Source organism: Mesorhizobium sp. M0833 (genome assembly GCF_040319905.1).
Taxonomy (GTDB): Bacteria; Pseudomonadota; Alphaproteobacteria; order Rhizobiales; family Rhizobiaceae; genus Mesorhizobium.
In genome coordinates this window covers 96,860-109,156 of record NZ_JAMYOQ010000008.1, presented here as the reverse complement: position 1 = coordinate 109,156, position 12,297 = coordinate 96,860, and the positions used below count along the sequence as shown (strand labels likewise).

General features: G+C 58.4%; 12 protein-coding genes and 1 pseudogene. 7 read left to right on the top strand and 6 right to left on the bottom strand.

Going from position 1 to position 12,297, the window contains the following annotated elements:
- Nucleotides 1–3: 3 nt before the first annotated feature.
- Nucleotides 4–768, bottom strand: coding sequence for a GntR family transcriptional regulator (locus NKH98_RS11740; RefSeq protein WP_352898549.1), 765 nt, complete (start codon nt 766–768; stop codon nt 4–6).
- A 304-nt stretch (nt 769–1,072) separates the two neighbouring features.
- Nucleotides 1,073–1,855, bottom strand: coding sequence for an HpcH/HpaI aldolase family protein (locus tag NKH98_RS11735; RefSeq protein ID WP_352898547.1), 783 nt, complete (start codon nt 1,853–1,855; stop codon nt 1,073–1,075).
- A 279-nt stretch (nt 1,856–2,134) separates the two neighbouring features.
- On the opposite strand from NKH98_RS11735, the gene NKH98_RS11730 reads away from it, so the two are divergent.
- Complete coding sequence (locus NKH98_RS11730; RefSeq protein ID WP_352898545.1) at nt 2,135–2,947, top strand: SDR family NAD(P)-dependent oxidoreductase; 813 nt, start codon at nt 2,135–2,137, stop codon at nt 2,945–2,947.
- 312 nt (nt 2,948–3,259) lie between these two features.
- On the opposite strand, the gene NKH98_RS11725 is transcribed toward NKH98_RS11730, so the two are convergent.
- From NKH98_RS11725 to NKH98_RS11710, 4 genes are all read right to left on the bottom strand, one after another.
- Entirely contained in the window at nt 3,260–4,276 is a 1,017-nt protein-coding gene (locus NKH98_RS11725) for an ABC transporter ATP-binding protein (protein WP_352898728.1), read from the bottom strand.
- Nucleotides 4,277–4,320: 44 nt separating this feature from the next.
- Complete coding sequence (locus NKH98_RS11720; RefSeq protein WP_352898543.1) at nt 4,321–5,322, bottom strand: ABC transporter ATP-binding protein; 1,002 nt, start codon at nt 5,320–5,322, stop codon at nt 4,321–4,323.
- On the bottom strand, nt 5,319–5,936 hold the full coding sequence (locus NKH98_RS11715; protein WP_352898726.1) for an ABC transporter permease: 618 nt from the start codon (nt 5,934–5,936) through the stop codon (nt 5,319–5,321). The genes NKH98_RS11720 and NKH98_RS11715 overlap by 4 nt, the downstream gene beginning before the upstream one ends.
- 248 nt (nt 5,937–6,184) lie before the next feature.
- Nucleotides 6,185–7,204 (bottom strand): ABC transporter permease, encoded by a 1,020-nt coding sequence (locus NKH98_RS11710; RefSeq protein WP_050578024.1) that lies wholly within the window; start codon nt 7,202–7,204, stop codon nt 6,185–6,187.
- Between the two features lie 470 nt (nt 7,205–7,674).
- Between NKH98_RS11710 and NKH98_RS11705 the strand changes: the two genes are divergently transcribed.
- From NKH98_RS11705 to NKH98_RS11680, 6 genes and pseudogenes are all read left to right on the top strand, one after another.
- Nucleotides 7,675–8,715, top strand: a complete 1,041-nt coding sequence (locus tag NKH98_RS11705; protein ID WP_352898542.1) for a threonine ammonia-lyase — start codon at nt 7,675–7,677, stop codon at nt 8,713–8,715.
- Nucleotides 8,694–9,152, top strand: a complete 459-nt coding sequence (locus NKH98_RS11700; protein ID WP_352898540.1) for a RidA family protein — start codon at nt 8,694–8,696, stop codon at nt 9,150–9,152. Before NKH98_RS11705 ends, NKH98_RS11700 begins: the two co-directional genes overlap by 22 nt.
- Before the next feature lie 48 nt (nt 9,153–9,200).
- Nucleotides 9,201–9,332: pseudogene (locus NKH98_RS11695) on the top strand (FAD-binding protein); the annotation flags it as partial.
- A gap of 281 nt (nt 9,333–9,613) precedes the next feature.
- Nucleotides 9,614–10,879 carry a GMC oxidoreductase gene (locus NKH98_RS11690; protein ID WP_352898539.1) on the top strand — a complete coding sequence of 422 codons (1,266 nt, stop codon included), beginning with the start codon at nt 9,614–9,616 and terminating at the stop codon, nt 10,877–10,879.
- Between the two features lie 32 nt (nt 10,880–10,911).
- Nucleotides 10,912–11,958, top strand: coding sequence for an amidohydrolase family protein (locus NKH98_RS11685; RefSeq protein ID WP_352898537.1), 1,047 nt, complete (start codon nt 10,912–10,914; stop codon nt 11,956–11,958).
- 33 nt (nt 11,959–11,991) lie between these two features.
- The gene (locus NKH98_RS11680; RefSeq protein WP_352898534.1) at nt 11,992–12,267 is read left to right on the top strand and encodes a transposase; all 276 of its coding nucleotides are present in this window, start codon (nt 11,992–11,994) and stop codon (nt 12,265–12,267) included.
- The last annotated feature ends 30 nt before the right edge of the window (nt 12,268–12,297 follow it).

Sequence of the window (12,297 nt, the reverse complement as noted above, 5' to 3'; positions counted from 1 at the left end):
GGTTCAATCGAGCGCTGGGCCGTTTTTTTGCTTCGCTGCCGTCTTCTTCTTGCCGAGCCGCTGCGTTTCCTTCAACTGTTGAAGGATCAGGTAGGAGCCTTCGCGTGTGTCGCGCAAGACGAGGTCGCCGACCTCGCTCGGCGACCTGCGCACGAGCGCATCTATGATCAACACGTGCGGATGCACCTTCGATGCCGCTTGCAGAATGTTTGGATACTGGTTGTTCACGAACGGTCCGGAAAGTAGCCACAGGTTCTCGATAACGTGAACCAGGACCTCGTTTCCTGATGCCCGGTAGATCGTAAAATGAAACTCTTGGTTAGCAGCAAGAGCCGCTTTCCATTGCTCCTGCGCCTCAGACTTCACCCAGGTATCGTGAAGTTCGCGCAGTCTTTGGATTTCCTCCTCGGTAATGTTAACCGCACCCAATTCGGCAGCAAGCCGCTCCAGCGGAGCGCGTGTTTCCCGGATGCTGATGTATCGCGGAATTGACAGCACCGGAACCCGCGGCTGGTATCCAAGGCGCAATTCCAAGGCCCCCTCCCTTACGAGCTGAACAATCGCCTCCCGGACTGGCGTTGGAGACGTATTGTAGCTGACCGCCAGCTTGCGGATGCTCAGACGGGCTCCAGGCCCATAGAGACCTGTCATCAACGCAAGGCGCAGCCGCGTATAGATTTGTTCCGAAAGGCTATCGCGGTTTCGGTCGATGGCTTCGTCCGCCTCCTGGGCAGCGTCGTCGTCATCGTAGCTCTCGGTAACAGACATCGACTTCCTTTCCCAACGTTCAGCCGATCGGCTTACCCTGACGAAGGGGCAATCCTTTGTGACCTTCGCTCGACATAGGAGTTTGCGCCAATCAGTATAGTCGAAACGGCGCCAAAAAAACCACAGAGATGTTCACAACGCCGATGGGCAGAGGCTTTGCCTCTATACTATCACGCTGGCAGGCCCGCAGCCGTTCGGCTCCCAACTAGGGCACTCCAATTATCCTTCTGTTTGGCCGCAAAGGCGTGGCGGTTTGCGGCTGCTTGTTGGTCTTGGCCTTCGGACAGATGACCCGGAACGGCCGCTACCGGCTCAGGTCGCCTGCGGAGGTCTGGATGTCCTTGACTGTTTCCCGCGCGATCTGGCCAAGGAGCGTGGCGTCGCTGGTAATGGTCACGATGCGGAACCCCATGTCGATCATCCTTGCCGCATAGGCCGGAGCCGCACAGTGGAGGCCGGCAATCAGCCCCCTCTTGCCTGTCTCGTCGATTATGCGTGCGTAGACAGCAAGGAGTTCCGGATCCTCCAGGTCTAAGGCCGGGCGCAGGCCAAACGAGAAGGCCAAATCGCTTGGGCCGACATAGACGCCGCTAATGCCAGGAACGTCCAGGATTTCATCAAGGTTCTCGACGCCCTGGCGTGTCTCTATCATCGGCAAGATAAGCAGTTCCTCGTTTGCGAATTCCTGATAGAGGTTCCCGGGCTCTCCATAGCCACCCGCGCGAACCGGGCCGTTCGATCGGTTGCCAGCAGGGGGGTAGAGGCAGGCAGCGACGAAACCCCTCGCTTGCTCCGCAGTGTTGATCATCGGGCAGATGACGCCCCAGGCGCCAGCGTCGAGGACTTTGCCGATAATGCCAGGTTCGTTCCACGGAACTCTAACCATGGCCGTCACCGGATAGGCGCCGATCGCCTGAAAGCACTGCACCATAGTGAGGTAGTCCTGGACCCCATGTTGAAGGTCCACCGTGATGCTGTGCCACCCGGCCTTGGCCATGACTTCGGCGGAAAATCCCGAGGGGATAGCCAACCAACCGTTTAGACAGGCCTTGCCGCTCGCAAGACGCGCGTTCAGGGCGTTTTTCAAAAAAGTCTCCTGTGAGTTTTGGCCGTTTGATATATCTAAAGGTGCTCAGGTCTCGAGACGGAAAGACGCTGTAAAACCTGGCTCAACAAGAAACGGCTGGACCAAGTATCGCCGGTGCGACCTTTTCTACTTGCACCCTCTCGCACAAAATGCAAGTATGATATATCGTTTTACCCTAAATGTAGCCCCCGGTCGCTCTTGGTCTGACGACAGCCGATCAATGCTCTCTGGAGCGAGCTTTTTGGAAGCGATTTAGGCGTGCCACACGAGGGAAAAACAATGTCCAAATCCAAAGTGTTCCTAATCACCGGCGCGGCGAGCGGCATCGGCGCGGCGTTGGCCAAGCGGGCAGCCGAAGCCGGCAATACCGTCATTCTGGCCGACATCAACTTGGCTGGCGCAACAAGCGTCGCAGAGGGAATTGGGCCAAAGGCAGAAGCTGTTCGGCTCGATATCTGCTCGTCGCAGCAATGGGACCACGTTCTCGACGGAGTCAGGACGAAATTCGGCCGCTTGGATGTGTTGGTCAACAATGCCGCCATTGTCCACACCGGATACGCCCGCGATTTGAAGATGGAGCAGCATGAAGACACGATGATGACCAACTTCTTCGGGCCTGTCAGGGGGATGATGGCGGCACTTCCCAAGTTCAAGGCGCAAGGCCACGGTCATCTCGTGACGATATGCAGCATGACCGCCTTCCTGCCTTTTCCGGGCATCGCCAGCTACGCGGCAGCCAAGCATGCACTTCGTGCCTATCACCTCGCGCTTGCGCTAGAGGAGCGAGAAAGCCCTCTAAAATTCACGATTGTCCATCCAACGTCGACCGAAACGCCGATGCTCGACAAGGAAGCGGAAGACGACGCGATGGCCTTGTCGTTCGCGGGGACTCCCGTCACCGCGGAGTTTGTCGCTGGCATCGTGCTTGAGGCGATCCGGAAGAATACGGTCGAGGCATTTGCACCTCCTGAACGGGGCAAGGCTGTCAAGAAGCTTGGCGCCAGCCCACGCAGTCTTTGGAAAATGATGGAGCGAAACGCCGCGATTGGGGCCGAAAAACTTCGCGCGCGCCGGGCGGCCAAAAAAGGCTAGACCGATCAGGCTGCGAGGTGGAGTTGTGCGGAGCGGTTCCGCACCGCCGGCGGCCTGTGAACCTTGACTTGGTAAATAGGTGCGGGCGCGCCACGTCCGTAGGGGACAGCCCCGATCGCAGGCAGCCCATACATCGCGCCAGTCGAGTGCAGGGTCTTGGAAGAGGGCGGCCACGTGCGGCGTAGATGTGGCGCGAAGGTTCTGCCTCAGTTCGGCGGAACGCAGATAAGCTTAGCACAGCTCGGCGCGGCCTCTTAGGCTTCAATGCGCCCGCCCCTGTCTCGCCAGGCGCCTAAAAAGATCTCAACCGAACTATTGCGCTTGGGATTGCGATGCACGGTCCGGCTCAGGGAAGTGGCACGCTACACGGGAATTCCCTAATTCGCGCAGAACCGGGTCTTCTGTTGCGCATATGTCGCGTGCTTTCCAGCAACGCGTTCGGAATCGGCAACCGCTTGGAGGATTCACAGGATTTGGCAAATCGCCCTGAAGGACGATTCTTTTTCGGCGACGCTCGGTTCGGGGATCAGCCGTCGGAACGGCCGATAGCAACGCAACCGTGTAGGGGTGCCGAGGATTGCCGAAAATTTCTTCCCTGGAGGCGATCTCGACGATCCTTCCAAGATACATGACAGCGACCCTGTTAGATATGTGGCGGACGGTGGAAAGATTGTGAGCGACGAATAGGTAAGCGAGGCCGAGGCTCTCTTGCATTTCGGCGAGAAGGTTCAGGATGCCCGCCTGGATACTGACATCGAGCGCCGAGACGGGCTCGTCGAGGATAATGAGTTTCGGGTTGACCGCGAGTGCCCTCGCTATACCCACACGCTGGCGCTGGCCTCCCGAGAGCTCGTGTGGAAACCGCTGAAGGTGCTCTTTGTTCAGCTTCACCAATTCGATCAGCTCGCGGACGCGGCTCTGCCTCTCGCTTTTCGTGAGATCAAGCAGGCCGAGAGGTTCGGCAACGATTTCGCCAATCCGCATTCGTGGGTGCAGCGATGCGAAGGGATCCTGAAATACGACCTGAAGATGCCGGCGCTGCTGGCGCATCTCGTCATTGCTAAGCTTTGACAGGTCGACGCCATTCAAAAGGACTGCCCCGGAGGTCGGTTTGGTCAGCCTCAAAATACACCGCGCAAGCGTCGATTTTCCGCAACCGGATTCTCCGACCAGGCCAAGCGTCTCGCCGCGCATCAGATCAAAACTGACGCCTGCGACGGCTCGTACAACGGGGGCGCCGACGCCGGTCGCAAAGGCACCGCCTAGGCCGAACTCCTTGGTTAGGTTTTGCACGGAAAGCAGGACGGGCGCCGGCGCCTGGCCAGCCATTTCCGTATCACCATAGGGGGCCGATAGATTTTGGAGAATGTCCGTCATGCCGCTTTCCTTGGACTGCGGTATGCCGGAAGGCCATTTGCCAAGTGACATGCGACAGCTGAATTGCCTACTTTGGTGAGCAAAGGAGATAGCGCGCGACACTTCTCGATGGCGAAACTACACCGCGGGTGAAATGCGCAGCCATTCGGAATTGTTTGAGGCGTGGGGGGGGCGCCGCCGATGTCCGTCAGGCGTCCAATCTCCCCATTGATCTCCGGCAGAGAGCCCAGAAGGCCGCGGGTGTAGGGATGTGCGGGATTGTCGAAAAGGTCGTCGACGCTCGCCTGCTCGACGACCGACCCGGCGTACATCACGGAGACGGCTTCCGCCATTCCAGCAACGACGCCGAGGTCATGGGTAATCAGCACCAGCCCAGTGTTGTTGCGATGGCAGAGCTGCTCCAGCAGCTCAAGAATCTGGGCCTGTACCGTGACATCCAAAGCCGTGGTCGGTTCATCGGCGATGATCAAGTCGGGCTTGTTGGCGATGGCGATGGCGATCACCACCCGTTGGCGCATTCCGCCCGAGAACTCATGAGGATATTGCTCCATTCGCTTCTCAGGGAACGGAATTGCCACCTCGGCAAGCAAATCCATGGCTCGCCTGCGGATGTCGGTGTCCGACATCGCGGAGTTGTGAATGCGGATCGCTTCCATAACCTGGTCGCCGACTGTCAAGACTGGGTTGAGTGCGGTGAGAGGATCCTGAAAGATCATTGCCATTCGAGAGCCGCGCAGCCGTTGCAGCTCTTTCGGGGCGATGCCAACCAATTCGGTTCCAAGCAGCTTCGCAGAGCCGCTGATCAGGGTCGACTGGGGCAGGAGGCCCATGAGCGCGCGCATCGTCACACTCTTTCCCGATCCTGACTCGCCAACCACGCTTATGATCTCGCCCTTTCGCAGCGAGAACGTCACGCCCCTGACAGCGTCCACATGACCTTCGGAAGTGTCGAAGGCGACCTTGAGGTCTCGAACCTCAAGCAGGACAGCATCGCTCATGAGCCTTTCCTCGGGTCAAGGATGTCACGCACTCTGTCGCCGATGAAATTCAGCGCCAGCACGACGGTGAGAATGGCTAATCCCGGTGCTGTGGCGATCCACCAGTAATAGTAATTGACAGCACCGTCGGAGACCATAGCGCCCCATTCGGGCGCAGGCGGGGCGGCGCCCAGCCCGATAAAGCTGAGCGAGGCCGCAAGCAGCACGACCTGGCCGAAATCCATCGTGGCGTTGATCAGGATCGGCGTCCAGCAGAGGGGCAGAATATAGCGAGTCAACAGCCTCCGCGGCCTGACTCCGGACGAAATAGCCGCGTCCACATGTTCCATGTGTTTGACGCTTATGACTTGTGCTTGCATCAGCCGGGCATAAAGCGGCCACCAAACCACAATCATCGCCAGTGTCGCCGTCCACAGGCCGGGTCCCAGGGACGCCGCTACCGCCATGGCCAACAGCATCGGCGGGAACGACAGCGTTATGTCCACCATGCGCATGATCAAGGTGTTGGTCCATCCTCCGAAAAAACCGGCGATGGCGCCGAGCGCGCTACCGAAAAGAGCACCCGCAACCACCACCGTCGTTGCGATGGGGATCGAATATGACGCGCCGGCCATTGTTCGGGAAAATACGTCCCGGCCAAGCGAGTCCGTCCCAAACAGATGTGAATAGCTGGGCGGCTGCAGGCGATGCCCGACCATATCAAGAGACGGGTAAGGCGCCCAGAATTGCGAAGTCATCGCAGCGAAAATCCAGAACAGAATAATGACCAGGCCGATGCAGCCCGGCGCGCTCGACCAAAGGTTACGACGGCGCCTCGATCCCGTCCGAGGCAAGGTGGATGGGATGCTTGTCATCTGGATACCTATTGTAGCTTGATCCTGGGGTCGACGGATACGTATGTCAGGTCGGTGACGAGGTTTGTCAGGAGGAAGAACGCGCCACCGAGCAAGGTCACCCCCATGATCGCGGGGTAGTCAAGCGCCCGCGCGGAGTCGACTGCATACGAACCAATTCCAGGCCAGGAGAAAATCGTTTCGGTCAGAACGGCGCCAGTAAGAAGAAATGCGAAAGAATATCCAATAACCGTTATTGCGGGAATGAGTGCGTTTCTCAAGGCGTGATGGAAGAGAACGCCCCTGTCGGTTGCGCCTTTGGCCTTGGCCATCAAAATGTAATCCTGACCGAGAACATCGAGCATGCTGGCGCGGACCAAGCGTGAGATGATGCCCGTAATTGACCAGCCAAGCACTGCGGCGGGCAGTATCAGGTGCGACAAAGCCTCGAGAAAGGTCGAAAACTTGCCCTGGAGAAGCGCATCCACCGTGTAGAATCCTGTGAACGTGTCCAAGGCCGGCGAGCGCGAATCGAGGCGGCCAGGGCCTGGCATCAGCCCGAGTTGAACCGAGAAAATAGACAAGGCGGCCAGACCCGACCAAAAGACTGGCAGCGAAGAGCCAAGCAGTGCGAATAGCCTGACGAGATGGTCGACTAGCGTGTCACGCATTCTCGCCGCCAGGACCCCCAGCAAGATCCCGGAAGCAGACCCAACCAGCAATGCGGCCACAACGAGTTCCATAGTCGCGGGGAGGCGCTCCAGAAGGTCCTGGGACACTGGGCGCTTTGTCCGGAAAGACGTGCCAAGATCGCCGGAAGCGATGTTCTTGATGTACACGACGTATTGCTCAATTGGGCTTTTATCCAGGCCCCATCTTGCCTTGGCCGCCGCCACGGCCTCCGGATTGCTGAGCTGCCGTTCCGGTAGGATCGATGTCAAGGGATCTGCCTGCGCCAGATGCGATAGAATGAAAGCGATAGTCACCACGCCAAGCAGCAGCGGAGGCAGTCCGGCCAAACGCCTCAACATGTATCTATAGGCTTGCATCGGCTGCTCCTGTGCTGATCCCGGAGGTCATCGCCTTCCAAGTCGCGACTTTCCCAGGAAATGCGACACAGCGTCGGGCGATATCTGCTGTTGCCATGGCCTATGTCCTCTGGCGTGCCGAGCTGGCAGGGCTTTCATTTGATATATCATAAGTGCCAGTTTCGAGCGTCTGTCAATTTCTTTTTCGAGCGGTCGTCGTGATTTCGGCTGGGCAAAGTGGCGAGACAATACCACCTCCCGCCGCGACACACCTCAAGACGCAGGGGCTGGGGCGGTGTCGAAGCATGCCAATGCCAGATTGGGGCAAAACGTGGCCGTTATGCCCTTACAGAGCGCCGGAACTCACCGGCCAATCGCGCCCGGCCCTGACGGTCCGGTGCGCCTAACCCCCTCCACAAGGGCGGTATTCCCCCCGTTGACACTAAGAATCAGCAACGCTATACGATATATCAAATTCACGGGATGCCCTTATGAACGCCGCGCAAAACTCATTAGAGGTACAGATTCCAGCATTCGGAGAAATCGAGGAGGCGGCCAAACGCTTAAGGGACGTACTCCCGCGAACCCGCTTGTTTGAAAGCGAAACCTTGAATCAGCGGGCAGGCGGGAGGTTGTTGATCAAAGCGGAAACATTGCTGCCTACCGGCAGCTTCAAGGTGCGCGGGGCATGGAACACGGTTTCGCAGCTCTCAAGCGAGGCGAGTCGACATGGTATCGTGGCACTTTCTTCCGGCAATCATGGCCAGGCGGTTGCCTGGGCTGCACGCAAAGCTTCGATCGCGCGGACAGTCGTCTTCATGCCGTCAACCACACCGGCGGCCAAACTCGATCGGACGCGCGCATGGGGCGCCGAAATCAGGCTGTTCGACCGGGACAGCGCGGATAGGCAATCGCTCATTGAAGGCGCCGTCGAGAACGAAGGCCTGCATTATATACCGGCGTTTGACCATCGGCACGTCATCGCCGGCGCCGGCACCGTCGCGCTGGAGGTCGCAGAGGAATTAGCGGGCACCGCCATAGACACGTTCGTCGCCGCGTGCTCGGGCGGTGGGCTCATGGCCGGCTGCGCGCTTGCTATGGAAGCGTTTTCCCCAGCTACCGAAGTATGGGGGGTCGAGCCCGAGGGCTATGACGACACCGCGCAGAGCCTGCAGCAAGGGCACATCGTAACGCTTCCGGCCACAAGTCGCAGCATCTGCGATGCCATTCTCTCCCCATCTCCTGGTCCGCTAACGTTCCAGGTCAACAAGAGGCTCCTGTCTGGTGTCATGACGGGCACCGACGGGCAGGCAATGCAAGGCATGAAAAGCGCTTTTGAGGAGTTCGGCTTGGTGGCCGAGCCGGGCGGCGCCTTGGCTCTTGGAGTCGTGTTGGCCGATCGCGAGCGGACCGCTGGGCGCACAACTGTGGTCGTCTTGAGTGGACGAAATGTGGACCCGGGCATCTATGCCGACGCGATACTCGCCACATCCAATGTGGGGGAGAGACGATGTCTACCAAAGACAGATTAGAGGAGCTTGGCATTGAGCTTCCGCCAATTGTGCCAGCTTCTTATACCTACGCGCCGTTCAAGAAGATCGACAGGCTGACCTTCATTTCGGGACAAGTCCCGCGTTTGTCCGACGGCTCCTTTCTGACTGGGAAGGTGGGGCTCGACTGCAGCTTTGACGAGGCACGCGAGGCCGCGCGGCTTTGCGGCAAGCATCTGCTGTCAGTTGCGCGATCCGTGACAGGTTCACTCGATGACATCGAGTTCCTGAAGGTGTTCGGCATGGTGAATGCGGTTGCCGATTTTCGCGACCACGCCCGGGTGATGGAAGGGTGCTCGCAGCTTCTGGCGGAAGTCTTGGGGGATCGCGGCCGCCACGCGCGCTCCGCGGTTGGCATGGGATCGCTGCCGGCGAACGTCCGGGTAGAGATCGAAGCGGTGATAGCAATCGTCAATTGAAATACGGCCTGTCGCTCAGCACAAGGTCGGAATTGGAGCTTTTGCAGAGTGAAGAAGTTTGTCGACGATCCGGAAATACTCTCGCGGGAGTGGGATGTCATCGTTATAGGGACAGGTGTCGGGGGCGCAACAGCAGGCTATGCTCTTGCCAAGGCCGGAAAGTCAGTCCTTTTCTGCGAGAGGGGACGATATCATGTCGACTCGCCGGATTCATTGGCGGGAGACTGGCTGGAGGCTCTGACAGGGAGCGGATCAGGCGGCCTTACCGCTGAACAGAAGCGTCGTGGCGGCCGCTTCACAGGCTCCATCAATGACGTCACAGGACCCCAGACACGCCAAATCTGGCCCGTCCTAGGTATTGGTACGGGCGGCAGCAGCGCGCTCTACGGGATGGTCATGGAGCGCCTGTTCCCGTCCGATTTCACCCCGCGTCCCGCTATCGCGATGCCGAGGGGGCCAATTTGCCGACGTCCTGGCCGATCTCTTTCAACGAACTCAATGAATACTATTCCCAGGCCGAGGGTCTCTACGGCGTCCGTGCGACCGTGGACCCTTTGCGTCCGCCAGGTGAAACACGCAGCATCAGAGTGCCGCCGGCTTTCACCGCCTCTGTCGAAGAACTGGCCGAGAACTTCCGGAGCAAGGGCCTTCATCCCTACCATGTGCCGGTGGCATGCGAATACCTCCCGGGATGCCGTGAGTGTGTGGGCTATATATGTCCGCAGCGCTGCAAGCGGGATAGCGTCACCGCCTGTCTTGAGCCGGCCCTCGAACAGCATGGAGCCGCGCTGTTGTCGGAATGCGAGGTCGATACTCTCGACTCCGCCGACGGGCGGGTAACGGCCGTCAACGCCCGTTGGCGTGGAAAGCAAATTCGCCTGTCCGGCAGGAAGGTCATTCTCGCCGCCGGAGCCGTGCACACGCCTGCTATTCTCTTGCGCTCGAATGGAGCGGGCGGTCTCGCCAATGGCTCTGGCCAAGTGGGCAGAAACCTCATGAGGCATTTCGTCGATTATTACATCGTCTATACCAAGACGCGATATACGAGCGGCCCGCAAAAGCAAATTGCCATGAATGATTTCTACTTGATCGATGGCATGAAACTCGGGACGATCCAGTCAAACGGACGAATGCCTCCGGCCAGAAGCATAGCGGCCGGGTTCAAGGAGACGTTGCAGGAGGTCTGGCGACCCCTTGGCCTTCTGTATCCTGTCATCCGAGCGATCGTAGAGTTTCGCGTTCGACGCATGTTGTCGGGCGCACATGCTCTTGTATCGTTCATGGAGGATCTGCCGTATCAGTCCAACCGTATCGGGCTCTCGGAAGACAAGCAGAACATCACACTCGAATACTCAATTGGACCGTTCGAAGCGAGGCGCCTGGCGCAGTTCAGATTGCATATCGCAAACGCGCTCAAGCCGCTCAAATTCAAGAAGATCTATCGCGCCAGCGAGAACCGGGTCCTCGGCCATGTCTGCGGAACATGCCGGTTCGGCATTGATCCGCAGACCAGCGTCTTAAATCGCGACAATCGCGCCCATGAGATCGAGAACCTCTACGTGGTCGATGCCTCCTTTTTTCCCACCAGTGGCGGGATCAACCCGTCGCTGACAATCGCCGCAAATGCACTGCGCGTGGCTGACCGGATAGTTGCGCTCGATGATGGCGCCGTATCCCGTGTCGCCGGCAACCCACCAAACATTGTGGAAGCTAGGAAGCATTCGTAATCCACAAGGATCCGATCAGGAAGGGAATTGCTTTGACCATCAAAGAAATCGAGAAGTCCATGTTTGCCATATCGGAAGAATGGCTCGCCAAACACCGTGAAGAGATAATGGAGCCCGACCTTCCAATCATCGACGCTCATCATCACCTTTGGGATAGAGGCCACCGTTACATGCTGGCGGATATGCTCGCGGATATAGATGGGGGCCACAATATCGTCGGCACGGTCTATGTCCAATGCCGCTCAATGTATCGCGAGGGAGGTGATCCTGACTTGGCGCCAGTTGGCGAGGTCGAGTTCGCAAACGGAGTAGCCGCCCGTGCTGCGAGCGGTACCTATGGGAATGTCAGGGTCTGCGCAGGAATTGTCGGATTTGCCGACCTGTTTTTAGGGGACCGTGTCGACCGCGTCCTTGAAATGCAAATGCAACGCGGCGGAGAGCGGTTCAAGGGCGTAAGGCATAATTCGCCTTGGGACGCTGATCGGACCATCAAATCGACCCCGCTCGACTATCCCCGGCGGCTGCTGATGGATCCAGCTTTCCGGGCCGGGTTCTCGCGTCTGGAGCGGTATGGACTATCCTTTGACGGCTGGCTCTATCATCCGCAAATCGCCGAATTTGCGGATCTGGCGCGGACTTTTCCCGGAACCACCATGATACTCGACCATCTTGGCGCCCCCCTCGGGATCGGGGTCTATGCCGGCAAGAGGGATCAGGTTTTCGCTGACTGGAAAGCGAGCATGCAAGAGCTTGCCCTATGCAAGAACGTATATGTAAAGCTTGGGGGGCTAGGTTTGCACATAGTCGGCCTTGATCTTGATTTCCAACATCTGGACAAACCATCGACGTCAGCCGAGCTCGCCGAGGCGTGGCGCCCTTACATCGAAACGGCGATTGAATTGTTCGGCCCCGACAGGTGTATGTTCGAGTCAAATTTTCCGGTAGATAAAAGATCATATAGTTATCATGTCCTTTGGAATACATACAAACGGCTAGCAAGCAGCTATTCAGCTTCGGAAAAGGCTAACCTTTTCAGCAAAACTGCCAAGAGAGCTTACCGGCTGCAAGAAATTCCATGAGTCCGGGTCCAATAGAGGTTGAAGCGAGGGCCGATGACCAAGCAACACAGTGCTGACGAGATCGCCGCAAAGCTGCGTGAGGTTGACGTGACGATGTCTCAAGGGCTCAGCGTCGCTGAAGCGGTTCGGCTGATAGGCGTGACGCAAGCGACGTACGAGCGGTGGCTTCGGGAATATCACGCCCAAACGAACCACCAGTTGTTGCGCTTGGAGGAATTGGAAGTCGAGAACACCCAGCTTAGGCAAACGGTTGCTGAGCTGACGCGGGAAAATATGATCCTGGCCGAGGCCGCGCGCGGAAACTATTAAGCCCGCTCTGGCTCTCAAGTGGTCAGACGC

Coding starts and splice junctions, on each gene's coding strand:
- NKH98_RS11730 (WP_352898545.1), top strand. CDS start 2,135: ATGTCCAAATCCAAAGTGTTCCTAATCACCGGCGCGGCGAGCGGCATC.
- NKH98_RS11680 (WP_352898534.1), top strand. CDS start 11,992: ATGACCAAGCAACACAGTGCTGACGAGATCGCCGCAAAGCTGCGTGAG.
- NKH98_RS11725 (WP_352898728.1), bottom strand. CDS start 4,276: ATGGCTGGCCAGGCGCCGGCGCCCGTCCTGCTTTCCGTGCAAAACCTA.
- NKH98_RS11740 (WP_352898549.1), bottom strand. CDS start 768: ATGTCTGTTACCGAGAGCTACGATGACGACGACGCTGCCCAGGAGGCG.
- NKH98_RS11720 (WP_352898543.1), bottom strand. CDS start 5,322: ATGAGCGATGCTGTCCTGCTTGAGGTTCGAGACCTCAAGGTCGCCTTC.
- NKH98_RS11700 (WP_352898540.1), top strand. CDS start 8,694: ATGTCTACCAAAGACAGATTAGAGGAGCTTGGCATTGAGCTTCCGCCA.
- NKH98_RS11715 (WP_352898726.1), bottom strand. CDS start 5,936: ATGGCCGGCGCGTCATATTCGATCCCCATCGCAACGACGGTGGTGGTT.
- NKH98_RS11710 (WP_050578024.1), bottom strand. CDS start 7,204: ATGCAAGCCTATAGATACATGTTGAGGCGTTTGGCCGGACTGCCTCCG.
- NKH98_RS11705 (WP_352898542.1), top strand. CDS start 7,675: ATGAACGCCGCGCAAAACTCATTAGAGGTACAGATTCCAGCATTCGGA.